The organism is Kutzneria sp. NPDC051319 (assembly GCF_040682195.1).
GTDB lineage: Bacteria > Actinomycetota > Actinomycetes > Mycobacteriales > Pseudonocardiaceae > Kutzneria.
Window position 1 is genome coordinate 94,977 of sequence record NZ_JBFBAM010000012.1, and the last position, 21,294, is coordinate 116,270.

Genomic DNA, 21,294 nt, shown 5'->3' on the forward strand with positions numbered 1-21,294 from the left:
GTTATTCACAATGACGAGAATGGAGCAGTCCGAACGCGGCCGGGGCCGGCCCCGCGACCGAGCGATCGACGACGCGGCGCTGCGGGCCGCGCGCGAGCTGCTGGTCGAGGTCGGCTGGGAGAAGCTGTCCATGGTCGCCATCGCCGAGCGGGCGAACGTGGGCCGGCCGGCGCTGTACCGGCGGTGGCCGTCGAAGACCCACCTGGTGTTCGAGGCGGTGTTCGCCTGGCAGGACGAGCCGACGCCGGTGCTGGCCTCGGCAAGCACGCAGGAGTGGATCCGCGGGTCCTTCGCCTACACCTCGGAGCTGTTCAACCGCCCCGAGGTGCGGGCGGCGCTGCCGGGTCTGATGGCCTCGCTGGCCGAGCATCCCGATCTGCAATCGGCCCTGTGGCGGGAGTTCGGCACGCCGGGCCTGGCCTCGCTGGAGGAGTTGCTGGTGCAGGAGGGGCGGCCGGCCGGCGACGCGCAGGCGATCATGACGCTGATCATCGGGGCGTGCATGGTGACCTCGCTGGCCGGGGGAGCGCCCTCGGTGACGGCCAGGCTGCCGGACCTGCTCACCGGCAACGGCACGTGAGTGGCTCATGTTGCCCAGAACGACCACGTGAGTGGCTCATGTCGCGAAAAAGGCGAAATGAGCCACTCACGTGAAGAGGAGTCAGGCGGCCGCGGTGAGGCCGACGACCTCGCGCATCTCGATCTCCGTGTAGAACAGGTGGAAGACCGAGCCGCCCGGGTCCAGGTGCCCCGACTCGTCCAGGCCGCCGATGTCGACCGGGACCCAGCCGGCGTCGTGGATCAGGCCCGACAGCGTGGCCATGGCGGCCCGGTCGTCGCCGGCGATGGCCATCGCCCAGTACAGGGCCTGCTCGGTGCCGCGAGGCCAGAGCAGCTCGTCGGGAATGTGGCTGAACGCGCGGACGACCGTGCTGCGGGGCAGCTGGCCGGCCATCCAGCGGCCCTCGGTCAGCCCGGGCTCCAAAGTGGACACCCAGCGGCCGTCGGCGAAGCCGATCTTGTTGGTGGCGTCGATGACGATCTTGCCGGCCAGCGCGTCGGCCAGCGAGGACAGCAGCTCCTCGACGGTCTCCCCGGGCACGGCCAACAACACGACGTCGGCGGCCCGGGCGGCCTCCAGCGGGGTGGCGACGGTGGCCCCCAACTCGGCCAAGGCGGCGGCGCCGGCCGGGTTTCGGGAGCCGAACACGACCTCGTATCCGGCGTGCAGCCACAGCTTTCCGGCGGCTTGGCCGATCTTGCCGGTGCCGATCACGGCCAGCCGGCCCACAGTCGTCGATTTGGGCATGACAGCTCCTAGTCCAGTACAGGGGTCTCAACGACGGCGGCCTTGCGGCCGTGCCGGCGCATCAGCACCGCCAGCGCGACGGCGCCGACCACGGTCAGGATGAAGGCCGCCCAGTACGCCGCGTGGTAGCCGGCAAGCTGACCGGCCGGCTGCGGCGAGGTGGCGAAGGCCGAGGCGACGGCGACCAGACCGGCGACGCCGATGCTGGAACCAACCTGCTGCGCGGTCACGTTGACGGCGCTGGCCACACCATGCTGGTGCTGCGGCACATCCGTCAGCGAAGCGGCCGTCAGAGCCGGGAAGGTGGTGCCTTCGCCGACGCTCATCAGCAGGATGCCGGGCAGCAGCGCCCAGTAGCTGGCGTTGTCGCCGGCCAGCACCCAGGTCAGGATGCCGAGGCCGATCAACGGCGTGCCCCACACCAGGAACACGCGCTGGCCGTACTTGGCCAGGTTCCGCCCGGTCCAGCTGGACACGAAGATCACCGCCAGCCCCATGGGCACGATGGCCAGACCCGATTCCAGCGGCGTGTAGCCCAGGTTCTCCTGCATGTACAGCGGGGCGAAGAACAGCAGCGCGATGACCGCCGCGTAGTGCAGGAACGCGGCCAGCGCGCCGGCGCGGACGGGCAGGCTGCGGAACATGCCCAGCGGCAGCAGCGGCTCCGCGGTCCTGTTCTCCCACAACACGAACGCCGTGAGCAGGAGGACCGCGCCGACCAGCGAGCCGACGGTCACGGGCTGGGCCCAGCCCAGGTCGCCGCCGCTGCTCAGGCCGAACACGATCAGGCCGAGACCCAACGTCACCAGCACCGCGCCGGGCACGTCCAGCGGGCGGTTGCTGCGGCGGCTGGCCGGCAGCGCCATCCGGCCCAGCACCAGCACGACGATGCCGCAGACGAAGGAGAACACGAACACCGAGCGCCAGGTGGCCCACTGGGTGAGGATGCCGCCGACGACCATGCCGCCACTGAAGCTGGCGGCGCCGACCGCGCCGTACACACCCATCGCCTTGTTACGGGCCGGGCCCTCGGGGAACACCTCGGTCAGCAGCGCGAGCGCCGCCGGGCCGGACAGCGCGGCGCCGATGCCCTGCACGGCCCGCGCGGCGATGACCAGGTACACGCTCGGCGCCAGCGCGCCGGCCAGCGCCGCGAAGGTCACCAGCGCGATGCCGACGCAGAAGATCCGCCGCCGGCCGAGCACGTCGGCGGCGCGGCCGCCGAACAACAGGCAGCCGGCGAAGATGACCGCGTACGAGGTCATCGTCCACTGGAGCGTGGAACCGGTGATGCTGAAGTCGGATCCGATGGCGGGCAGCGCCGCGTTGATGACCGCCAGGCTGCTGACATCGAGGATGAGCGCACCGGCGATCACGAGCAGGGCCAGCCACTGGGACCGGGTCGGTGTCGACGTCGAGACGTCGGCGTCGACCTTCCTCTCGGATTGCGTGGTCAAGGGGACACTCCTCACAACTGGAAAACACATGGCCAAGACGCGACACCGCGGCGAACAGAACGCTCTCGGCGCGTCAACGGAACCGACGAGTCCCGCCGGAGTGGGGAGAACGCACACCCGTGGCAGGTCGACGTTATGTCCGTAGCCTGGAACTCAACAGTACGGCGCAATACTGGTATTGGAAGTACCAGGATCGGCCACGTCACTAAGTCCGCGCGGGCTGCTGGTCGCCGCGATCACCCGATCGCATGATGGCTGCCAGAACGCAATCACCTGCGAAAGGCCTTTGTGATGCGGATTTCCGTGAAGTACGGGGCTGCCGCCGTCGCGCTCGCGGCCGCCGCCTTCCTGCTCCCCAGCTCGCTGAGCCAGGCCGCGGCCGCGCCGGAGACGGTGACCGCGAACCAGTGGTGGCAGTCGTCGGCCGAGCGGCAGGCCCGTTCGGTCGAGGCGCGTTTCATCAACCGCTCGAATGCGCTCGACCCGGCCGGCATCGCCGCGCTGATCGCCACGGACGCGAAATGGGACAGCGTCGGCAACCTGTTCAACGGCCGGGACGACATCATGACCCGACTGATCATTCCGGCGGTCATCAAGACCTCCGCCCGGTACACCGTCATCGGCTCGCACTGGGACGGATTCCGTTTGCAGCAGGACTACCACTTCGTCTCGAAGACCGGCGACGACGTGTTGCTGCACTACGCGTATCTGATCCGCGACGGGCAGATCGCGGACATCGTCGAATACCTTGACTGAGAGGCAGACATGACGGAGTCAACCGGCCTGCGGCTGCCGCCGACGGCAGTGGACCTGATCGAGGGCGGCCCGCTCGGCCACGTGGTGACCCTGAACGAGGACGGCAGCCCGCACGTCACCTGCGTCTGGGTCGGCATCGACGACGGCGACATCTTCTTCGCCTCGATGTTCAACTACCGCAAGACGAAGAACCTGATGCGGGACGCCAGGGTCGCGCTGTCCGTGGAGAGCCTGCAGTTCCACGGCAGCGGCCTGCGCCAGTACCTGACCGTGACCGGGCGGGGCGAGGTCGTCAAGGGCGGCGCGTTCGACCTGATCCGCAAGCTGGCCAACATCTACATCGCGCCGGGCGCCGAGATCCCGCCGGCCGAGCTGAAGGTGCACCCGGGCTACGTCACCCGGATCCACGTCGAGGAGATCGGCGGTGTCGGCCCGTGGGCCGGCGACCCGCCCAAGCTGCCCAGCAAGTGAGACCGGGCAAGGACATCCGCACGCACGGCCCGGCTCCGCGGAGCCGGGCCGCCGCCCCAAGGCCCCCGGGGGACCTGACATGACACGAGGAATCGACCATGCAATCCCGGTCTGCTCCGTGGACGAGCTCCAGGACGGCGAGGCCGTCCGGGTCCCGCGTGAGCACGCCGGCACCACCGACGACATCACGGTGTTCAACGACAACGGCGAGTACTTCGCCCTCAACGACACCTGCACGCACGCCAGCGCGTCGCTGGCCGAGGGCTGGGTGGAGGACGGCCAGGTGGAATGTCCCCTGCACAGCGGCGCTTTCTGCCTGCGCACGGGCGAGGCGCTGGGCCTGCCCGCGGTCACCGACACGGTGGCCCATCGCGTGGATGTGCTGGGCCGCATGGTTTTCCTGCTGCCCGACGAGTCCCAGCTGACCGACGGCAGCGGCCATGAACTGGTCTGAGTTACCCCGGCACGTCGCCGTTGTCGGCGCGGGCCTGGCCGGGGTCAGCGCTTGCGAACAGCTGCGCGAGCTGGGGTACGACGGCCGGCTGACACTGTTCGGGGCCGAGCCGCACGTGCCCTACGACCGGCCGCCGCTGAGCAAGGACCTGCTGCTGGGCAAGCAGACCGCGGACGAGATAGTCCTGCGCAAGGCCGAATGGTATGCGGCCAAGGACATCGACCTTCGGCTCGGCACACCCGTCACGGCGATTCGCCCGGACGAGGGCCGGGTCGAGCTGGTCCACGGAACCGTTGCCGTGGATGCGGTTCTGCTGGCCACCGGTGGGCGGCCCCGGCCGCTGCCCGTGCCCGGCGGCGATCACCCGGCGATCACCGTGCTGCGCTCGTTGGACGATGCCGTGGTCTTGAAAGACCGTCTCGCACCGGGTGTGAGGCTCGGAGTCATCGGCGCCGGCCTGATCGGCGCCGAGGTGGCGGCCAGCGCGACTGTCCTGGGCTGCCAGGCGACGTTGATCGATCCGGCGCCGCTGCCGTTGGAACACGTTGTGGGCGCGGAGATCGCCGACCTGCTGCACAGCCAGCATCGCGCCAACGGCGTGCGGGTGCTGGTCGGCGCGGTGGCCTCGGTCGAGGATCTCGGCGGCGCGATCAGGCTGCATCTGGCCGACAGCAACGAAACCGTCGACTGTGACGTGGTGGTGGTCGGGGTCGGCATCGTCTCCGACGACTCGCTGGCCGCGGCGGCCGGTGTGGCCGTCAATCGCGGCGTGTTGGTCGACACGGCCCAGCGCAGCTCGCACCCCCGGATCTTCGCCGCCGGCGACGCCGCCCGCCCCACCGGGCCCGACGGCCCGCTGCCCAACGTGGAGCACTGGGAATCGGCGCTGCACGAGGGAAAAGCCGCCGCCGCAGCGATCATCGGCGCGCCCGAGCCGGTGCGGCCGGTGTCCCGCTTCTGGTCCGACCGCTACGGCTGGCACCTGGAGGTCGTCGGCGAGTTCCGGGGCGAGGTCGTGCTGCGCGGCGAGCTCGGCGGCGAGTCCTTCGCCGCATTCGCCCTCGTGGACGGCAAATGCGTGGGCGCGGTGGCGGTGAACCGACCGTCGGAGATGAAGGCCGCCCGCCGGCTGATCGAGCGCGGCCTGCCGGTGCGGGCCGGCCACCTGGCCGACGAGTCGGTCGACCTGCGATCACTCGTGACAGGCAACAGAACCCCGGCTGGAGGGCCGCGATGACGATCACCAGGGAGAAGACCGGCAGCGGGGTCCGCCCGCCGACACCACCGGCCAGGAGCGCCTGGGCCCGCCAGTGGTGGGTGCTGCCGTTCGCGCTGTACTGCGTGGGCTTCGGCATCTACGGCGGCGGCCGCTTCATCACCTTCGACCCGTCGCTGACGGTGGCCAGCATCCGACCGGAATACCCCTGGCACTACCCGATCCTGGCCATCCACGTGCTCACCGGCACGGTCGCGGTCATGCTGGCCTGGACCCAGGTGTGGCCGTGGCTGCGGGAGAACCACCCGCAGGTGCACCGCAAGATCGGCTGGGTCTACTACTTCGCCGGCGTCATCCCGTCCGGCATCCTGGCCTTCCCGGTGGCCATCATGACCACCTTCGGGCAGGGCCTGCGCTACGGCTTCCTGGCCATGGCCACGCTGTGGGCGATCACCACGGTGGCCGGCTTCGTGGCCGGCGTCCAGCACCGGTTCGAGGACCACAAGCGTTGGATGTACCGCAACGTCGCGATGACCACGTCGACGATCACGGTCCGGCTCACCCAGCCGATCGCCATCGCCCTGACCACCTGGCTGCTGCCGGCGACCTACGCCGGCCAGGACCGCCTGGTGATCGTCGAGGGTGCGGTCGCCGGCCTGTGGGCGGCCTTCGTCGGGCACCTGCTGTTCGTCGAGTGGGTCGTGCTGCGGCCACGCCGCCGCAAGCGGGCCGCCGTCGCCCGGGTGACCGCAACCGCCAACTGAGAACCACGACTACCAGCATCACCGCGTTCTGGCTGCGCCGCCGGAACGCGGTGATGCTGCTGTACAGGGACCGTGGACAAGGGAGAAAGCCATGCTCAGCCCAGTGACAGTGGTCGGCGGCGCCGGCCGGACCGGTGAGCTGGTCGTCCGCCGCCTGCTCTCGGCGGGCGCGGAGGCCCGGGTCGCCAGCCGTTCGGCCTCGCACGCCCGCGAGCTGGTGGCCGCCGGCGCCAAGGCGTTCACCGTGGACGTGCGGGACGGCAGCGGCCTGGCGGAGGCGTTGGCCGGCGCCCGCGCGGTGGTGTACAGCGTCGAACCCGGCACCGACAACAGCGGCCCGAACCGGCCGGAAACCACCATGTACCAGGGGGTTCGCCGGGTGCTGGAGCTGTGCCCGCCCGACCTGCACCGGTTCGTGTTGATCTCGTCGATCTACGTGACGCATCCGGAGCACCAGTTCAACGAGTGGGGCCGACTGCTGGACTGGCGGCTGCGCGGCGAGGACGCGGTGCGGGCCAGCGGCCTGCCCTACACCGTCATCCGGCCGAGCTGGCTGATCCAGCGGCACGGCAAGGGCAAGGCGGCTGTCCGCTTGGAGCAGGGTGACCAGGGCGACGGGCAGATCACCCGTGACGATGTGGCGGAGGCCTGCGTGCAGGCCATCGAGCTGCCGCAGGCGGTCGGGCTTACCTTCGAGATGTACAACGACAGCGGCACGGCGCCGGACGGCTGGGGCCCACTGTTCGACGCGCTGGCCAAGGACGACGTGCTCACGCACTGACGGGAGAACACAGCACCCATGAGCCGCAACGGGAACGGCCGCCGCACGGCCCTGGTGACCGGCGCGAACCGGGGCATCGGCCTGGAGGTGTGCCGCCAGCTGGCGGCCGCCGGGCTCGACATCGTGCTGACCGCGCGGGACGAGCGGCGCGGTCAGGCGGCGCTGAAGGACGTGCCCGGGCCCGCCCGGGCCGAGCAGATGGACGTCACCGACGGGGACAGCGTGCGGGACTGCGCCGCGCGGCTGGCCGCCGACGGCGTCGAGATCGACGTGCTGGTCAACAACGCGGGCATCTACCCGACCACGTCGTTCTTCGACGTGACCGAGGAGGTGTTCACGGAGTCGTTGCAGATCAACATGATGGGCGCGTTCCGCACCTGCCAGGCCTTCGTGCCGGGCATGGTCGACCGCGGCTACGGGCGGGTGGTCAACGTGTCCGCCGGCGGCGGCGCGATGACCGAGAGCGTGCCGCACCCGCCGGCCTACGGCATCGCCAAGGCCGCGCTGAACGCGCTGACCCTGGCCGTGTCGGCGGCGATTCCCCGTGGTGTCAAGGTGAACGCGATGTGCCCGGGATGGGTGCGGACGCGGATGGGCGGCGGCGGTGCGCCGCTGAGCGTGGCTGACGGCGCGGACACCGCGCTGTGGTTGGCCACGCTGCCGGACAACGGCCCCAACGGGGGTTTCTTCCGGGAGCGCAAGCGCATCCCGTGGTGAGACACTGCCCCGACGACGCCGGCCCCACCCCCCCTGCGGCCGGCGTCGTCTATTGTGGACAGAACGTAATGTCATGGCCCGACAGGGCTTTTCTCCGTCGACATCCGGAAGTACTTGTGCCGTAGGGAATCTCGTTGCCGTGACCTCGGCCCGGCGGGTTCACTGGGTGTCGCGACGGCACACGGAACCGGTGCCCGCGACACCCATTCAGTCGGAGGAGATGAACGGCCGTGACGGAAACTGTGGTCGACGTGCGCACGAGCAATGTGGCGCTGGTTCAGAAGATGTACGACCGCTTCAACGAGGGCGACCTGGAGACGGTGCGCCGCGAGGTGTTCGCGCCGGACGTGGTGTGGACGCTGCCCGGCCGCAGCCCGGTCGGCGGCACGAAGAACGGCGTGGACGAGGTCGTCGCCTTCTTCGGCGGCCTGGTCGCCACCGGCGTGCAGGTGCTGCCGATCAAGATCGACGCGTGGGGCGAGGACACCGTGGTGGAGACCCACCGCGGCGTGGGCGAGGTGCCCGGGGCCAAGCTGGACGCGATGAACTGCACCCACTATCGGATCGAGAACGGCCGCATCAAGGAGGTCCAGGTCTACCTGAGCGACCAGTACTCCGCGGACAACTTCTTCTGGCAGGCCATCGCGCTGGCGCCCATCCCGCAGCGCTGGGCCAAGTGAGGGGACGACCATGTCCACGCAGCTGACGCAGGAACGTGTGCTGGCCGCCTACGAGGCGCTCGGCAGCGGCGACCCGGCGGTCATCGGGCAGTACTGGGACGCCGATATGACCTGGCTCGCCGCCGGCGACGGCCGCGTTTCGGGCGTGCACAAGGGAATCGACGGCTTCCTCGGTTTCATGAAGACGATGGGCGAGGTGACCGGCGGCTCGCTGGCCATGGAGCGCACCGGCCTGCTCGTCGGCGAGGACCTGGCTGTCGTGCTCACGCACAACACCGCGCACCGGGCGGACGACCCGTCGACCACGCTGAGCATCGACGAGGTGCACTACCTGCGGTGGCGCGACGGCAAGATCGTCGAGGGCAAGGGCGCCATGTTCGGCGACGGCACGGGTGAGTTCAGCCGTTTCGTCGGCTGACCCCCGGCGGGCGCCCGCGCTCACGCCGGGCGCCCGCCGCCTTCGTTGCCACCCGAGGAAAAGGTAGGACGATGAACACCAGGGATGTCGTCAACCGCTACTACGAGCTGGCCAACCGCGGCGAGTGGAACGCGTGGACCGACCTGTTCGCCGAGGACCAGGTCATGCAGGAGCAGCTGGCCGGCCGGGTCGAGGGCCGGGAGACGCTGCGCTCGATGATGGCCGGCTTCCCCGACATGTACGCGGAGTTCCACAACGTGCCGCAGCATGTCGTGGTCGACGGCGAGCAGGCCGCGGTGGTCTCCCACATCACCGCCCGCACGCACGGCGGCGACACGATCACGGCCGAGGTGGCCAACTACTTCCGGATCGTGGACGGCCGCATCCGCTACATGGCCAACTTCCACGACACCGCCCCGTTCGCGGTGCTGTCGGGAGCCTGAGGCGAGAGGCCGGATCATGGAGGAGTTCGACTACGTCGTCGTCGGCGGCGGCACCGCCGGCAGCGTGCTGGCCAACCGGCTGTCCGAGGACCCGGCGGCGCGGGTGCTGCTGCTGGAGGCGGGCGGATCCTGGGTGCCGGCCGCGGTGGACGACGCGTCGCTGTGGTTCACCCTGCTGGGATCCGGCATCGACTGGGGCTACCAGAGCGTGCCGCAGCCCGGCCTCGACGGGCGCAGCACCTATGAGCCGCGGGGCAAGGGGCTGGGCGGCAGCAGCAATCTCTACATCATGATGCACGTCCAGGGGCACCCGAGCGACTTCGACGCCTGGGCGTACCAGGGGGCGGCGGGGTGGTCCTACCAGGACCTCGCGCCGTACTTCGCCCGACTGGCCAACCAGGAGGACGGCCCCGCACACAACGGCACGCAGCACGGGGGCCCGCAACGCGTGACCAACGCGGGGCAGCACAAGCCGAACCCGTTGTCCCGCACGTTCATCGACGCCTGCGTCGAACTCGGCTACCCCGAGGTCCCGGACTTCAACGGCGCCACCATGATCGGCGCCGGCTGGCACCACCTGGACGTGGAGGACGGTCAACGGTGCGGTGCCCTGGTGTCCTATTTGGAGCCAGCGGCCGACCGTCCCAACCTGACGGTACGGACCGACGCGCAGGCCCTGAACCTGACCTTCGAGGGCACGCGGTGCAGCGGCGTCCGATACCGGCAGAACGCGCCGGCGGCGACGACCGACGACGGCCGGCACGCGATCCCGGCCCAGGAATGCCACCCCGGCACGTTCGAGGTGCGGGCCACGGCCGAGGTGATCGTGTCCGCGGGCGCGATCGAGTCTCCGAAGCTGTTGCTGCTCTCGGGCATCGGCTCGCCGGAACAGCTGCGCGGCTTCGGTATTCCCGTGGTGGCCCCGCTGCGCGGCGTGGGCGAGAACTTCCACAATCACGTGCTGACCGGCCTGATCGCGGAGACGCGGGAGCCGGTCGAGCCCGGGCACCAGAACCTGTCCGAGTCGGCGCTGTTCACCACGTCCGAGCCGGGCCTGCCCGCGCCGGACCTCCAGATCGCCTTCGTGCACGTGCCGTTCGACATCATCGTCGGCCAGCAGCACCCCAACGCGGTCAGCATCCTGCCCGGCGTGGTCCGGCCGTACTCACGGGGCAGCGTGCGCCTGGCCAGCGAGCACCCGCTGGCGAAACCGTTGGTGGACCCCAACTACCTGGCCGATCCGGCCGACCTGCGTCGGCTGGTGCAGGCGGTCGAGCTGTCCCGCGAGATCTTCGCCACCTCGGCCTTCGCGGGGCAGCTCAAGGGCGAACTGCTGCCCGGCCCCGATGTCCGGTCGGCCGAAGAGCTGACGGCCTTCGTGCGGGCCCGGGCGGACAGCTACCACCACCAGGCCGGCTCGTGCCGGATGGGCGTGGACGAACTGTCCGTTGTGGACCCACGGCTGCGCGTGCACGGCATCGACGGCCTGCGGGTGGTGGACGCCAGCGTGATGCCGGCGGTGCCGTCGGGCAACTGCCACACGGCCGTCGTCGCCATCGCCGAACGGGCGGCCGACTTCATCAAGGAGGAGCACCATGGCTGAGCCGCCGCGCTGGTCGCACGTCGCCCTCAACTGCCGCGACCTCGACAGCACGGAGTCCTTCTACCGCACCTGGTTCGGGTTCCGCCGGGCCCGGGTGGTGGAGCTGGGCGAGGACCGGATCGTGTTCCTGCGCAACGGCGACGCCTACCTGGAGCTGTTCGGCTCCACGGCCGACCCGGCTCCCGCCAGCAAGGACGACGGCCCGCAGCAGCCCGGCGCGCCCCGGCACCTGGCCTTCCAGACCGACGACCTGGATGCGTTCCTGGCCGCCGCCGACGGCCAGATCCCGGTGCAGCTGGGACCGCTGGACTTCCACGACTTCATCCCCGGCTGGCGCTCGGCCTGGCTGTCCGATCCCGACGGCGTGGTCGTCGAGATCAGCCAGGGCTACCGCGACCAGGCCTAGGTCCCGCCGATCCGACACTGGAGCTTCCACGATGTCGCTTGACTATCAGACCGCCAACAACACGATCACCCAGCAGATCCAGACGTTCGTCGCCGACTGGTACCGGGCGCTGGACCGGCACCGCCCGTGGGAGGAGATCGAGGCCTACCTCGATGACGAGGTCCGCTTCGTCTTCCCGGAGACCACTGTGGACAGCCGTCAGGGGCTGCACGACTGGTACGACGTGGTGACGCACAAGTTCTTCGACGAGGCCCACCGGGTCGACCTGGCCGACGTGGAACTGGTCGGCGACGTCGCCCGCGTGCACGTCCTGGTCAACTGGCGCACCCGGATCTGGAACGCGCCCGACCCGGACAGCGCGATCCTGGAGTACGAGGCCGACCAGGACTGGATCGTCGGCATCGGCGCCGACGGCCGGCTCGGGCTGCGTGACTACGTGGTCAACGGCCTGGAGCCGCGCGGCGACACCCCGCCGCTGACCTGAGCACCACCGAAATGCCCCGGGATCCGAAGGATCCCGGGGCATTTGGCGTGTCAGCTGTCGGCCCGATACCGATGCACCAACGCCACCGCCATCGCCCCCTCGCCGGCGCTGGAGGCGATGCGCTTCATGGAATTGGCCCGGGCGTCCCCGGCCGCGAACACCCCAGGCACGCTCGTCTCCAGCAGGAACGGCTGCCGCGGCAGATCCCACGCCGTGTCACCGGGGATGTCCGGCCCGGTGAGGATGAAGCCCCGGCTGTCCATGGCCACCGGCCCGGCCAGCCATTCGGTGTTGGGCCGTGCGCCGATGAACGTGAACACGTACTCCGCGTCGGAGTGCGAGGTCGAACCGTCGAGGGTGTTGAGCAGGGTGACACGTTCAAGCTGCTCGTTCCCGTCGGTGGCGGCGATCTCCGTGTTCAGCCGCACGTCGATGTTGCCGGTGGCGGTGATCTCGTCCACCAGGTACTGGGACATGCCCTTGTCCAGCCGGTCGCCCCGGATCACCAGGCTCACCTGGCCGGCGTGCTTGGCGAAGTGCACGGCCGCCTGCCCGGCCGAGTTGGCCCCACCGACGATGAACACGTGCCGACCGATGCAGGACGCCGTCTCGGAAGTCGTTGCCCCGTAGTAGATCCCGGCGCCCTCGAACCGCTCCGCGCCCTCGGCCTCCAGCCGGTTGTAGCGCAGACCGGGGGACAGCAACACCGTGCTGGCGCTGATCTCCCGCCCGTCGGCCAACGTCAACACCCGCGCCCGCCCGGAGGTTCGCAGGGACGTGGCGTCGGCCGGGGCCAGCACCTCGGCCCCGAACCGCCGCGCCTGTGCGACCGCGCGGCGGATCAGCTCGGCGCCGCTGACGCCGGCTGGGAAACCCAGGTAGTTCTCGATCCGGCTGGAGGTTCCCGCCTGCCCGCCGGGCACGTACGACTCGACCAGCAGCGTCGACAGGCCCTCCGACGCACCGTAGACCGAAGCCGCCAGACCGGCCGGCCCGCCGCCGACGATGGCCAGGTCGTAGTGCTGCCGGGGCTCGGTTCCCCGCAGCCCCAACGCATCCACCAGATCACCGTTGGACGGCCGGGACAGCACCTTGCCGTCCGACAGCAGCACCGCCGGCAGCGGGCCCGGCACCGACGACTCGTCGGCGTCCTCGAACCGGAACGGCTGGTGCAGCCGGGTCAACAGGTCCCGCACTCGGTGCGTCGCCGGCGCGAACCGGTGCCCGACCACGCGAATCCCGTCGTACGGCGGCAGATACGACCGCTGCCAGTCCTCCAGCAGTTCGTCCAGCACGGGATACAGCCGCTCCTGCGGCGGCTCCCACGGCTTGACCAGGTAGTGGTCCAGTCGCACCCGGTTGATCGCGTCGATGGCCGCGTTGGTGTCCGCGTACGCCGTCAGCAGCACCCGCCGGGCCCGGGGGAACATCTCCAGCGACCGGGCCAGGAAGTCGACCCCGGTCATCTCCGGCATGCGCTGGTCGGCGATCAGCAGCGCCGGCTCCTCGCCGCGCTGCCGCACGGTCTCCAGCAGTTGCAGGCCGGCCAGCGGCGAGTCCACGGCGACCACCCGGTACCGATCCTGGTAGTGCCGGCTCAGGTCGCGCCGGATCGCCCGCAGCACGTGCGGGTCGTCGTCCACCGCGAGCACCATGGGGCGGTGTCGTTCAGGCATGGCTCACTCCCGTTGCCGAGGCGGCATCCGCACCGATGGTCGCGCTGTGAGCGGTGCTCATGCGCGCCGACCTGACGCAGTCGCCACGGTGCCACGCCGATGGCTGCGTCAAGTCGCTGGAGTAGTGCCGGATGCGTTGTGGGGCAACCACTCGGCGGGTTGACTTCGGAGTTGATGCCACGATCGAGCGGGGAGCACCCATGTCCAAGAAGATCCTCTTCATCCTGTCCGAGTACGGATACTGGGGCGAGGAACTGGTCGGCCCGCTGGCGGCCTGCGACGAGCAGGGCTACCAGACGGTGTTCGCCACACCGACCGGAAAACGGCCGGTGCCGCTGCCGCCCAGCCTCGACCCCGGTTACATCGACCCGCCGCTGGGCCGCTCGGTGACCACGCCGGAGGTGGCCGCGGCGGCCGCCGAGCTGGACCGCTCGGGCCGGCTCGACAACCCGGTCAGCCTCGCCGAGTGGGTGCCGGACCGGCCGTACAACAGCGAATCCGGCTTCCTGCGGCGGATCGAGGCCTACTACCGCGAGCTGGACGAGGTGGCCGAGGAGCTGCGCTCGTTCGACGCGATGGTGATCGTCGGCGGCAGCGGGCCCATCGTCGACCTGGCCAACAACGGCCGCGTGCACGAGCTGGTGCTGGCCTTCAAGCGGGCCGACAAGCCGGTGGTGGCCGAGTGCTACGGCGTGGCCTGCCTGGCGTTCGCCCGCGACTGGGAGGACCGGACCAGCATCATCGACGGCAAGCACGTCACCGGGCACTGCAAGGAGTACGACTACAAGGACGGCACCGGCTTCGTCGGCGTGGAGTTCAACATGGGCCCGCCGCCGTACCCGCTGGAGTACATCCTGCGCGACGCCACCGGCCCGACCGGCCGCTACCACGGCAACGTCGGGCACGAGACCTCGGTGCTGGTGGACTTCCCGTTCATCACGGCGCGATCGACCCCGGACTCCTTCCTGGCCGGCCAGAAGCTGGTCGAGGTGCTGGAGTCGGGGCTTCGCCGGTACGGCTGGTGACGCGGCGATGACTCCACGGCCCGGCAAGGCCGCCGTCTTCGAGCAGTTCCTCGCGGACGGCATCAGCACCATGTTCGGCAATCCCGGCACGGTCGAGCAGGGCTTTCTCGACGCGCTGGAGTCGGTGCCGGACTTCGACTACGTGCTGGCGCTGCAGGAGACCGTCGCGATCGGCATCGCGGACGGCTTCGCCCGCGCCGGCGCCCGCCCCGCCCTGGTGCAGCTGCACTCGGGTGTGGGGCTGGGCAACGGGATCGGCATGCTCTACCAGGCCAAGCGGGGGCACTCGCCGCTCGTCGTGGTGGCCGGCGAGTCCGGTGTCCGCTACGACGCGATGGACGCCCAGATGGCCGCCGACCTGGTCGCGATGGCCCGGCCGGTGACCAAGTACGCGACGCGGGTGATCGACCCCTCGTCGGTGCTGCGGGTGCTGCGCCGGGCCGTGAAGATGGCGATGACGCCGCCGCGCGGGCCGGTTTTCGTGGCGCTGCCGATGGATGTCCTCGACGAGCTCACGGCCGAGGCGGCGGTGCCGACCGTCATTCCCAACCGGGTGGTCGCGCCGGAGGCGCGGGACATCGCCGAGGCGGTGGAACTCCTTGCCGCCGCGCGCAATCCCCTCGTGCTCATGGGCGACGGGGTGTCGGTCTCCGGCGCGCAGGAGGAGCTCACGGCGGTGGCGGAGCTGTTGGACGCCCCGGTCTACGGCGTGGACAACTCCGAGCTGAACATGGATCCCCGGCACCCGCTGTACCGCGGCAACACCGGTCACATGTTCGGCGGCGACAGCGCGCGTCGACTGTCCGATGTGGACGCGGTGCTGATCGTCGGCACGTACGTGTTCCCGGAGGTCTTCCCGGCACTGGACAACCCGTTCCCGGAGCACGCCAAGATCGTGCACATCGATCTGGACGACTACGAGATCGCCAAGAACCACCCGGTGGACATCGCGCTGGTGGCCGACCCCAAGCCGACGCTGTCGTACCTGGCCACCGGCCTGCGCAACAAGGGCCGGGCGCGTGGCGAGTTCGAGCTGTTGCCGCTGCCCGAGGTGTCGGCGGACAGCCCGCTGATGGCGGTGTTCGCGGCGGAGATCGCCGCGCACACCGGCGATGACCTGATCGTCTTCGACGAGGCCCTGACGGCGTCCCCCCACCTGACCGCGCACCTGCCGAGGCGCCTCCCCGGCACCTACTTCGCCACCCGCGGCGGCTCCCTGGGCATCGGCATTCCCGGCGCCATCGGGGCGAAGCTGGCCCGCCCGGACGCGCCGGTGATCGGCTTCACCGGCGACGGCGGCAGCATGTACACGATCCAGGCCCTGTGGACCGCCGCACGGCACAACGTGGCGGCCAAGTTCGTGATCTGTGACAACCACCGGTACCAGCTGCTGGACGACAACATCGACCGCTACTTCGCGGAGCGGGACATCGGCCAGCACGTGCACCCCCGCGGCTTCGACCTCGGCCACCCCGAGATCGGCTTCGTCGGACTGGCGGAGAGCCTGGGTGTGCCGGCGATGCGGGTGGACAAGCCGGAGCAGGCGCCGGCCGCGGTCGAGCGGATGCTCGCCCACGACGGCCCGTTCCTCATCGACCTCGTGACGGGATAGGAGGCGGACAAGTGACGATCTCGGTACCCGTCGCCGACACCGGGCGGCTGGTCGGCCGGAATGTCGCCATCCTGATGGAGAGCGACTACGTGGAGCCGGAAATCGCGTACTACGAACGGCGGTTCGCGGAGGAGGGCGCACGGGTCGACCTGCTGACCCGGCTGTGGGGGCAGGAGTCGATCACCTTCTACGGCCACGAGTACCAGGTGCCGATGGCCGTCAACGGCGATCTTGAAGCCGTCGACGACGACCGGCTGGCCGGCTACGACGCCCTGATCGTGCCGGGCGGCATGGTGTCCGACCGGTTGCGCTACACCGAGGACGTCAAGGAGCTGGCCCCCGCGGTGCAGCTGCTGCGCCGGGCCTTCGCGGTCCCGAGCATCCTCAAGGGCGTGATCTGCCACGGCATGTGGCTGGTGTCGCCGATCCCGGAGGTGGTCAGGGACCGCCGGGTCACCTGCCACAACAACCTGATCGGCGACGTCCGCAACATGGGCGCCCGCTACACCGACCAGGACGTCGTCGTGGACGACGACCTGATCACCGGCCGCAGCGCCGGCCACTGCCACCTGTTCGCCCGCACGCTCATCGACCTCGTGGTGGCGCGGACCGACCACCGCCGGACGTGGGACCGCCCGTCCTTCCCGGCCCGGCAAGGAGTTCGCCATGTCCGCTGAGCTGGATTTCACCTTCTCCGACACGGTCGCCGGCTACGTCACGGCCTACCACCAGGACCGGCAGCTGCTGGACTTCAGGACCAGCGACGGGCGGGAACTGCGGGCGGACGTCGGCTCCCTGACCAACGCCGAGTTCCTGCGCAACCTGGGCGGCCCCGCGATCGACGCCACGGCCCACGTGCCGGATCTCCTGGTGCCGGGCCGGCATGTGCACCTGTACGGCGTGTTCTACCCGGGCGGGCGGTTCGAGGCCAAGCACATCACGTTCCTCGGCCGCCGCCCCGGCGAGTACAACTTCGAGGAGCAGGGCTGGTGGGCCGAGCAGTTGGAGGAGCTGGCCCAGTTCTACCGGCGCGCCCAGTTCGGCAAGAAGGACCCCGTCGACTACGCCGACTACCGCACCATGCTGCGGCTGGGCGGTGACAAGAGCGACCACCACGTGCAGGAGACCGACACCATCTCGCGGCTGATCTACGGCATGGCGTCGGCCTACATGCTCACGGGCAACGAGGACTTCCTCGGTGTGGCCGAGAAGGGCACCGAGTACCTGCGGGCGCACATGAGGTTCGTGGACCGGGACGAGGATGTCGTCTACTGGTACCACGGCATCGACGTGCGCGACGGCGTGGAGACGAAGCTGTTCACGTCCGAGTTCGGCGACGACTACGACGCCCTGCCGGCGTACGAGCAGATCTATGCGCTGGTCGGCCCGACCCAGACCTACCGGGTCACCGGCGACCCGCGCATCGCCGAGGACATCGACGGCACGCTGCGGCTGTTCCAGAAGTTCTTCCACGACCCCGAGCGCGGCGGCTACTTCTCCCACGTGGACCCGATCCTGCTCAGCCCGCACCACCAGTCGCTGCGTCACAACAGGTCCCGCAAGAACTGGAACTCGGTCGGCGACCACGCCCCGGCGTACCTGATCAACCTGTTCCTGGCCACCGGGGACAAGCGGCACGCCGACATGCTCGAAGAGACCTTCGACCTGATCACCGAGCACTTCCCCGATCCGGACAGCCCCTTCGTGCAGGAGCGGTTCCACGCCGACTGGTCGCCGGACCGGGAGTGGGGCTGGCAGCAGAACCGCGCCGTGGTCGGGCACAACCTCAAGATCGCCTGGAACCTGATGCGGATGAACGCCATCCGCCCCAAGGAGTCCTACCGCCGGCTGGCCGAGCAGATCGGCCGGAGCATGCCGGCCGTCGGCAGCGACACCCGCCGCGGCGGCTGGTACGACGTGGTCGAGCGGAACATCCTTGAGGGCGAGGGGATCCCACGCTTCACCTGGCACGACCGCAAGGCCTGGTGGCAGCAGGAGCAGGCGATCCTGGCCTACCTCGTCCTGGCCGGCAACACCGGCGACAAGGAGTTCCTGCGCCACGCCCGGGAAGCGTCGTCCTTCTACAACAACTACTTCCTCGACCACGACGAGGGCGGCGTGTACTTCAACGTGCTGGCCAACGGGACGCCGTACCTGCTGGGCACCGAGCGGCTCAAGGGGAGCCACTCGATGAGCATGTACCACGCCTCGGAGCTGTGCTTCCTGGCCACGGTCTACGGCCGGCTGCTGCTGCACGACCAGCCGCTGACGCTGTGGTTCCGGCCGCGGCCGGACGGCTTCTCCGACCGGGTCCTGCGGGTGGCCCCGGACGCCCTGCCGCCGGGCCGGGTGCGGCTGGAGTGGGTCGAGGTGGACGGCCGCCCGTACGGCGACTTCGACCCGGTGGCGATGACCGTGTCGCTGCCCGACAGCACCGAGGAAGTTGTTGTGAGGGCTCATTTATCTCCATTGGAGAACCAATAGCGGCTGCGGCTGGAGTGGTGGACATGGAACTGGAGAAGCAGATGCGTGGCCCGGTCACCGTGATCGCGCTGAACGGGGAGCTGGACAGCACGACCGCGCCGAAGGTCCAGCAGGGCCTCGACGAGCTGGTGCCGGTGCACGGCATGGTGCTGCTCGACCTGAGCCGCACCACGTACATGTCCAGCGCCGGCCTGCGGGTGCTGTTGCTGGTGTACCGGCTGTGCCAGCAGATGGGCACGAGGGTGATGGTGTCCGGCCTGTCCGAGGAGGTGCGGGCCGTGATGGCCGCGACCGGGTTCCTGGCCTTCTTCTCCGTGGCCGGTTCCGTCGACGAAGGTGTGGAGGTCCTGGCGGCGTGAGCGAGCTTGCGAGCGAACCATTCAGCGCAGCGCGTCCGCGAACGCGGACACCGAGCGCTAGCGAGGTGCCGCAGTGAGCCGGTCCCCGGAGCGCCTGGACGCGTTCCCGACCCATCGCATCGCCGGCTTCGGGGTGCGCGCCGGACGGCCCCTGCCGTTCGGCGCGTCCCGCGTGCCCGGCGGCGTGAACTTCTCCGTGTACTCCGCGGGCGCCACCGGCATGACGCTGGTGCTGTACCGGCGGGACGAGGTAGAACCCTGGGCGGAGCTGGACTTCCCGCCGGAGTTCGTGGTCGGCGCGGTGTACTCGATGACGGTGTTCGGCATCGACGCCGAGACCGTCGAGTACGGCTACCGCGCCGACGGCCCGTTCGAGCCGGAGCGGGGGCATCGCTTCGACCGCGGCCAGGTGCTGCTGGACCCGTATGCGACGCTGGTGCACGGCAGGGATTCCTGGGGCGGGCAACGACGGCCGCTGCGTTCCGGTGTGGCGCTGGACGACTTCGACTGGGAAGAGGACCGCCAACTGCGGATCCCCAGCGAGGACCTCGTGATCTACGAGGCCCACGTGCGGGGCTTCACCCGGCACAGCTCGTCCGGTGTGGACCAGCCCGGCACCTTCGCCGGCCTGGTGGAGAAGATCCCGTACCTGAAGTCGTTGGGGGTCAACGCGGTCGAGCTGATGCCGGTCTTCGAGTTCGACGAGCTGGACAACGAGCGCCGCGATCCGAGGTCCGGGGCGCCGCTGCACAACTACTGGGGCTACAGCACGATCGGCTTCTTCGCGCCCAAGGCCGGCCTGGCCGCCACCGGGCGGCTGGGCATGCAGGCCGACGAGTTCAAGAACATGGTCAAGCAACTGCACCGGGCCGGCATCGAGGTCATCCTGGACGTGGTGTTCAACCACACCGCGGAGGGCAACGAGCTCGGACCCACGCTGTCCTTCCGCGGGCTGGACAACAGCGTCTACTACATGCTCACGCCGGACGGTTACTACTACAACTTCAGCGGCACCGGCAACACCCTGAACTGCAACCACCCCATCGTGCGCGGCTTTGTGCTGGACTGCCTGCGGCACTGGGCCTCGCAGTTCCATGTGGACGGTTTCCGCTTCGACCTCGCGGCGATCCTGGTGCGAGCGCCCAACGGTGCGCCCATCCCCAATCCGCCGCTGCTGGAGAGCCTGGCCGCCGACCCGGTCCTGCGTGACTGCAAGCTGATCGCCGAGGCCTGGGACGCCGGCGGGCTCTACCAGGTCGGGACCTTCCCGAACTACCACCGGTTCTCGGAGTGGAACGGCAAGTTCCGGGACACCGTGCGCAGGTTCGTCAAGGGCGACGCCGGGCTGGCCGGCGAGCTGGCCACCCGGCTGCTCGGCTCGCCCGACCTCTATCGCGACCGCGCGCCCACGGCGTCGGTCAACTTCATCACCGCGCACGACGGCTTCACCCTGCGCGATCTCGTTTCGTACAACGAAAAACACAACGATGCAAACGGCGAGGGCGGCCGCGACGGCGACAACGACAACAACTCCTGGAACTGCGGGGCCGAGGGTGACACCGAGGACAAACGGGTACTCGCCCTGCGGGACCGGCAGATCCGCAACCTGTTGCTGCTCCTGCTGACCAGTCACGGAATCCCGATGCTGGTGGCCGGCGACGAGTTCGGCCGCACCCAGCACGGCAACAACAACGCCTACTGCCAGGACAACGAACTGTCCTGGGTGGACTGGAGCCTGGCCGAGACCAACGCCGGGTTGCTGCGCTTCACCAAGGCGGCCATCGCCTTCCGTCGCGCTCACCCGGCGCTGCGCCGGCCGTGGCACCTGCGCGGCCACCAGGGCGACGGCCTGTTCCCCGAGATCAGTTGGCACGGGGAGCGGGCCTGGACGCCGGACTGGTCGCCGGGCCAGCGCCTGTTGGCGGCCTTGCTCTACTGCCACAACGAAATCGGGCACGACTGCGTGTACCTCGCGGCCAACGCGCACTGGGACAGCCGGGAGTTGGAGCTGCCGGCGCTGCCCGACGGCATGCGGTGGCACCTGTTCGCCGACACCGCCCGCGCGTGTGGGCAGGACGTACACCAGCCGGGCGAGGAACCGCCGCTGGCGGACGACCACGTCCGGGTCGAGCCCCGCTCGACGGTCGTGCTGGTGGCCAGAAACACAGAGGAGTGAGCG

At 70.0% G+C, this 21,294-nt stretch carries 23 protein-coding genes; 20 read left to right on the top strand and 3 right to left on the bottom strand.

Annotated elements, in window-relative coordinates; genetic code table 11:
• Positions 1 to 10 precede the first annotated feature (10 nt).
• Complete coding sequence (locus AB0M73_RS14995) at positions 11 to 580, top strand: TetR/AcrR family transcriptional regulator (RefSeq protein ID WP_363891177.1); 570 nt, start codon at positions 11 to 13, stop codon at positions 578 to 580.
• Positions 581 to 661: 81 nt separating this feature from the next.
• Here AB0M73_RS14995 and AB0M73_RS15000 read toward each other — a convergent pair whose 3' ends face one another.
• Both AB0M73_RS15000 and AB0M73_RS15005 read right to left on the bottom strand, forming a co-directional pair.
• Positions 662 to 1,309: an NAD(P)-binding domain-containing protein gene (locus AB0M73_RS15000; protein WP_363891178.1), complete on the bottom strand. Its 648-nt coding sequence runs from the start codon at positions 1,307 to 1,309 to the stop codon at positions 662 to 664.
• An 8-nt stretch (positions 1,310 to 1,317) separates the two neighbouring features.
• Positions 1,318 to 2,766, bottom strand: a complete 1,449-nt coding sequence (locus tag AB0M73_RS15005) for an MFS transporter (RefSeq protein ID WP_363891179.1) — start codon at positions 2,764 to 2,766, stop codon at positions 1,318 to 1,320.
• A gap of 291 nt (positions 2,767 to 3,057) precedes the next feature.
• Here AB0M73_RS15005 and AB0M73_RS15010 point away from each other — a divergent pair, with 291 nt between their 5' ends.
• The 13 genes from AB0M73_RS15010 (at position 3,058) to AB0M73_RS15070 (ending at position 11,959) form a co-directional block, all read left to right on the top strand.
• Positions 3,058 to 3,522 carry a nuclear transport factor 2 family protein gene (locus AB0M73_RS15010; protein ID WP_363891180.1) on the top strand — a complete coding sequence of 155 codons (465 nt, stop codon included), beginning with the start codon at positions 3,058 to 3,060 and terminating at the stop codon, positions 3,520 to 3,522.
• Between the two features lie 9 nt (positions 3,523 to 3,531).
• Positions 3,532 to 3,993: a pyridoxamine 5'-phosphate oxidase family protein gene (locus tag AB0M73_RS15015; protein WP_084579440.1), complete on the top strand. Its 462-nt coding sequence runs from the start codon at positions 3,532 to 3,534 to the stop codon at positions 3,991 to 3,993.
• Between the two features lie 79 nt (positions 3,994 to 4,072).
• The gene (locus AB0M73_RS15020) at positions 4,073 to 4,447 is read left to right on the top strand and encodes a bifunctional 3-phenylpropionate/cinnamic acid dioxygenase ferredoxin subunit (protein WP_363891181.1); all 375 of its coding nucleotides are present in this window, start codon (positions 4,073 to 4,075) and stop codon (positions 4,445 to 4,447) included.
• Entirely contained in the window at positions 4,434 to 5,684 is a 1,251-nt protein-coding gene (locus tag AB0M73_RS15025; RefSeq protein WP_363891182.1) for an FAD-dependent oxidoreductase, read from the top strand. Before AB0M73_RS15020 ends, AB0M73_RS15025 begins: the two co-directional genes overlap by 14 nt.
• A complete protein-coding gene (locus AB0M73_RS15030) occupies positions 5,681 to 6,427 on the top strand; it encodes a DUF2306 domain-containing protein (protein WP_363891183.1) in 747 nt (248 codons plus the stop codon). The genes AB0M73_RS15025 and AB0M73_RS15030 overlap by 4 nt, the downstream gene beginning before the upstream one ends.
• A gap of 91 nt (positions 6,428 to 6,518) precedes the next feature.
• Complete coding sequence (locus tag AB0M73_RS15035) at positions 6,519 to 7,208, top strand: SDR family oxidoreductase (RefSeq protein ID WP_363891184.1); 690 nt, start codon at positions 6,519 to 6,521, stop codon at positions 7,206 to 7,208.
• Positions 7,209 to 7,226: 18 nt separating this feature from the next.
• Positions 7,227 to 7,925 (top strand): SDR family NAD(P)-dependent oxidoreductase, encoded by a 699-nt coding sequence (locus tag AB0M73_RS15040; protein WP_363891185.1) that lies wholly within the window; start codon positions 7,227 to 7,229, stop codon positions 7,923 to 7,925.
• Between the two features lie 230 nt (positions 7,926 to 8,155).
• A complete protein-coding gene (locus AB0M73_RS15045) occupies positions 8,156 to 8,605 on the top strand; it encodes a nuclear transport factor 2 family protein (protein ID WP_157494601.1) in 450 nt (149 codons plus the stop codon).
• Positions 8,606 to 8,615: 10 nt separating this feature from the next.
• The gene (locus AB0M73_RS15050; RefSeq protein WP_043718249.1) at positions 8,616 to 9,023 is read left to right on the top strand and encodes a nuclear transport factor 2 family protein; all 408 of its coding nucleotides are present in this window, start codon (positions 8,616 to 8,618) and stop codon (positions 9,021 to 9,023) included.
• A gap of 71 nt (positions 9,024 to 9,094) precedes the next feature.
• Positions 9,095 to 9,466: a nuclear transport factor 2 family protein gene (locus tag AB0M73_RS15055; RefSeq protein WP_363891186.1), complete on the top strand. Its 372-nt coding sequence runs from the start codon at positions 9,095 to 9,097 to the stop codon at positions 9,464 to 9,466.
• A gap of 16 nt (positions 9,467 to 9,482) precedes the next feature.
• Entirely contained in the window at positions 9,483 to 11,069 is a 1,587-nt protein-coding gene (locus tag AB0M73_RS15060; protein WP_363891187.1) for a GMC oxidoreductase, read from the top strand.
• Positions 11,062 to 11,475 (top strand): VOC family protein, encoded by a 414-nt coding sequence (locus tag AB0M73_RS15065; protein ID WP_043718243.1) that lies wholly within the window; start codon positions 11,062 to 11,064, stop codon positions 11,473 to 11,475. The genes AB0M73_RS15060 and AB0M73_RS15065 overlap by 8 nt, the downstream gene beginning before the upstream one ends.
• 31 nt (positions 11,476 to 11,506) lie before the next feature.
• Positions 11,507 to 11,959 (top strand): hypothetical protein, encoded by a 453-nt coding sequence (locus tag AB0M73_RS15070; RefSeq protein ID WP_363891188.1) that lies wholly within the window; start codon positions 11,507 to 11,509, stop codon positions 11,957 to 11,959.
• A 50-nt stretch (positions 11,960 to 12,009) separates the two neighbouring features.
• On the opposite strand, the gene AB0M73_RS15075 is transcribed toward AB0M73_RS15070, so the two are convergent.
• The gene (locus AB0M73_RS15075; RefSeq protein WP_363891189.1) at positions 12,010 to 13,635 is read right to left on the bottom strand and encodes an FAD-dependent oxidoreductase; all 1,626 of its coding nucleotides are present in this window, start codon (positions 13,633 to 13,635) and stop codon (positions 12,010 to 12,012) included.
• A 200-nt stretch (positions 13,636 to 13,835) separates the two neighbouring features.
• On the opposite strand from AB0M73_RS15075, the gene AB0M73_RS15080 reads away from it, so the two are divergent.
• The 6 genes from AB0M73_RS15080 to glgX all read left to right on the top strand — a co-directional run bounded on the left by AB0M73_RS15080 (position 13,836) and on the right by glgX (position 21,291).
• Complete coding sequence (locus AB0M73_RS15080; RefSeq protein WP_363891190.1) at positions 13,836 to 14,660, top strand: type 1 glutamine amidotransferase domain-containing protein; 825 nt, start codon at positions 13,836 to 13,838, stop codon at positions 14,658 to 14,660.
• Positions 14,661 to 14,667: 7 nt separating this feature from the next.
• A complete protein-coding gene (locus AB0M73_RS15085) occupies positions 14,668 to 16,272 on the top strand; it encodes a thiamine pyrophosphate-binding protein (RefSeq protein WP_363891191.1) in 1,605 nt (534 codons plus the stop codon).
• Between the two features lie 11 nt (positions 16,273 to 16,283).
• On the top strand, positions 16,284 to 16,949 hold the full coding sequence (locus AB0M73_RS15090; RefSeq protein WP_363891192.1) for a DJ-1/PfpI family protein: 666 nt from the start codon (positions 16,284 to 16,286) through the stop codon (positions 16,947 to 16,949).
• A complete protein-coding gene (locus tag AB0M73_RS15095; RefSeq protein ID WP_363891193.1) occupies positions 16,939 to 18,756 on the top strand; it encodes an AGE family epimerase/isomerase in 1,818 nt (605 codons plus the stop codon). The genes AB0M73_RS15090 and AB0M73_RS15095 overlap by 11 nt, the downstream gene beginning before the upstream one ends.
• 23 nt (positions 18,757 to 18,779) lie before the next feature.
• Positions 18,780 to 19,115: an STAS domain-containing protein gene (locus AB0M73_RS15100; protein WP_363891194.1), complete on the top strand. Its 336-nt coding sequence runs from the start codon at positions 18,780 to 18,782 to the stop codon at positions 19,113 to 19,115.
• Positions 19,116 to 19,188: 73 nt separating this feature from the next.
• Positions 19,189 to 21,291: a glycogen debranching protein GlgX gene (gene glgX, locus AB0M73_RS15105; RefSeq protein ID WP_363891195.1), complete on the top strand. Its 2,103-nt coding sequence runs from the start codon at positions 19,189 to 19,191 to the stop codon at positions 21,289 to 21,291.
• The last annotated feature ends 3 nt before the right edge of the window (positions 21,292 to 21,294 follow it).

What these genes read in the sequence shown, in the direction of transcription:
- AB0M73_RS14995 (WP_363891177.1), top strand. Translation starts at nt 11, where the DNA reads ATGACGAGAATGGAGCAGTCCGAACGCGGCCGGGGCCGGCCCCGCGAC.
- AB0M73_RS15000 (WP_363891178.1), bottom strand. Translation starts at nt 1,309, where the DNA reads ATGCCCAAATCGACGACTGTGGGCCGGCTGGCCGTGATCGGCACCGGC.
- AB0M73_RS15010 (WP_363891180.1), top strand. Translation starts at nt 3,058, where the DNA reads ATGCGGATTTCCGTGAAGTACGGGGCTGCCGCCGTCGCGCTCGCGGCC.
- AB0M73_RS15015 (WP_084579440.1), top strand. Translation starts at nt 3,532, where the DNA reads ATGACGGAGTCAACCGGCCTGCGGCTGCCGCCGACGGCAGTGGACCTG.
- AB0M73_RS15020 (WP_363891181.1), top strand. Translation starts at nt 4,073, where the DNA reads ATGACACGAGGAATCGACCATGCAATCCCGGTCTGCTCCGTGGACGAG.
- AB0M73_RS15025 (WP_363891182.1), top strand. Translation starts at nt 4,434, where the DNA reads ATGAACTGGTCTGAGTTACCCCGGCACGTCGCCGTTGTCGGCGCGGGC.
- AB0M73_RS15030 (WP_363891183.1), top strand. Translation starts at nt 5,681, where the DNA reads ATGACGATCACCAGGGAGAAGACCGGCAGCGGGGTCCGCCCGCCGACA.
- AB0M73_RS15035 (WP_363891184.1), top strand. Translation starts at nt 6,519, where the DNA reads ATGCTCAGCCCAGTGACAGTGGTCGGCGGCGCCGGCCGGACCGGTGAG.
- AB0M73_RS15040 (WP_363891185.1), top strand. Translation starts at nt 7,227, where the DNA reads ATGAGCCGCAACGGGAACGGCCGCCGCACGGCCCTGGTGACCGGCGCG.
- AB0M73_RS15050 (WP_043718249.1), top strand. Translation starts at nt 8,616, where the DNA reads ATGTCCACGCAGCTGACGCAGGAACGTGTGCTGGCCGCCTACGAGGCG.
- AB0M73_RS15055 (WP_363891186.1), top strand. Translation starts at nt 9,095, where the DNA reads ATGAACACCAGGGATGTCGTCAACCGCTACTACGAGCTGGCCAACCGC.
- AB0M73_RS15060 (WP_363891187.1), top strand. Translation starts at nt 9,483, where the DNA reads ATGGAGGAGTTCGACTACGTCGTCGTCGGCGGCGGCACCGCCGGCAGC.
- AB0M73_RS15065 (WP_043718243.1), top strand. Translation starts at nt 11,062, where the DNA reads ATGGCTGAGCCGCCGCGCTGGTCGCACGTCGCCCTCAACTGCCGCGAC.
- AB0M73_RS15070 (WP_363891188.1), top strand. Translation starts at nt 11,507, where the DNA reads ATGTCGCTTGACTATCAGACCGCCAACAACACGATCACCCAGCAGATC.
- AB0M73_RS15075 (WP_363891189.1), bottom strand. Translation starts at nt 13,635, where the DNA reads ATGCCTGAACGACACCGCCCCATGGTGCTCGCGGTGGACGACGACCCG.
- AB0M73_RS15080 (WP_363891190.1), top strand. Translation starts at nt 13,836, where the DNA reads ATGTCCAAGAAGATCCTCTTCATCCTGTCCGAGTACGGATACTGGGGC.
- AB0M73_RS15085 (WP_363891191.1), top strand. Translation starts at nt 14,668, where the DNA reads ATGACTCCACGGCCCGGCAAGGCCGCCGTCTTCGAGCAGTTCCTCGCG.
- AB0M73_RS15095 (WP_363891193.1), top strand. Translation starts at nt 16,939, where the DNA reads ATGTCCGCTGAGCTGGATTTCACCTTCTCCGACACGGTCGCCGGCTAC.
- AB0M73_RS15100 (WP_363891194.1), top strand. Translation starts at nt 18,780, where the DNA reads ATGGAACTGGAGAAGCAGATGCGTGGCCCGGTCACCGTGATCGCGCTG.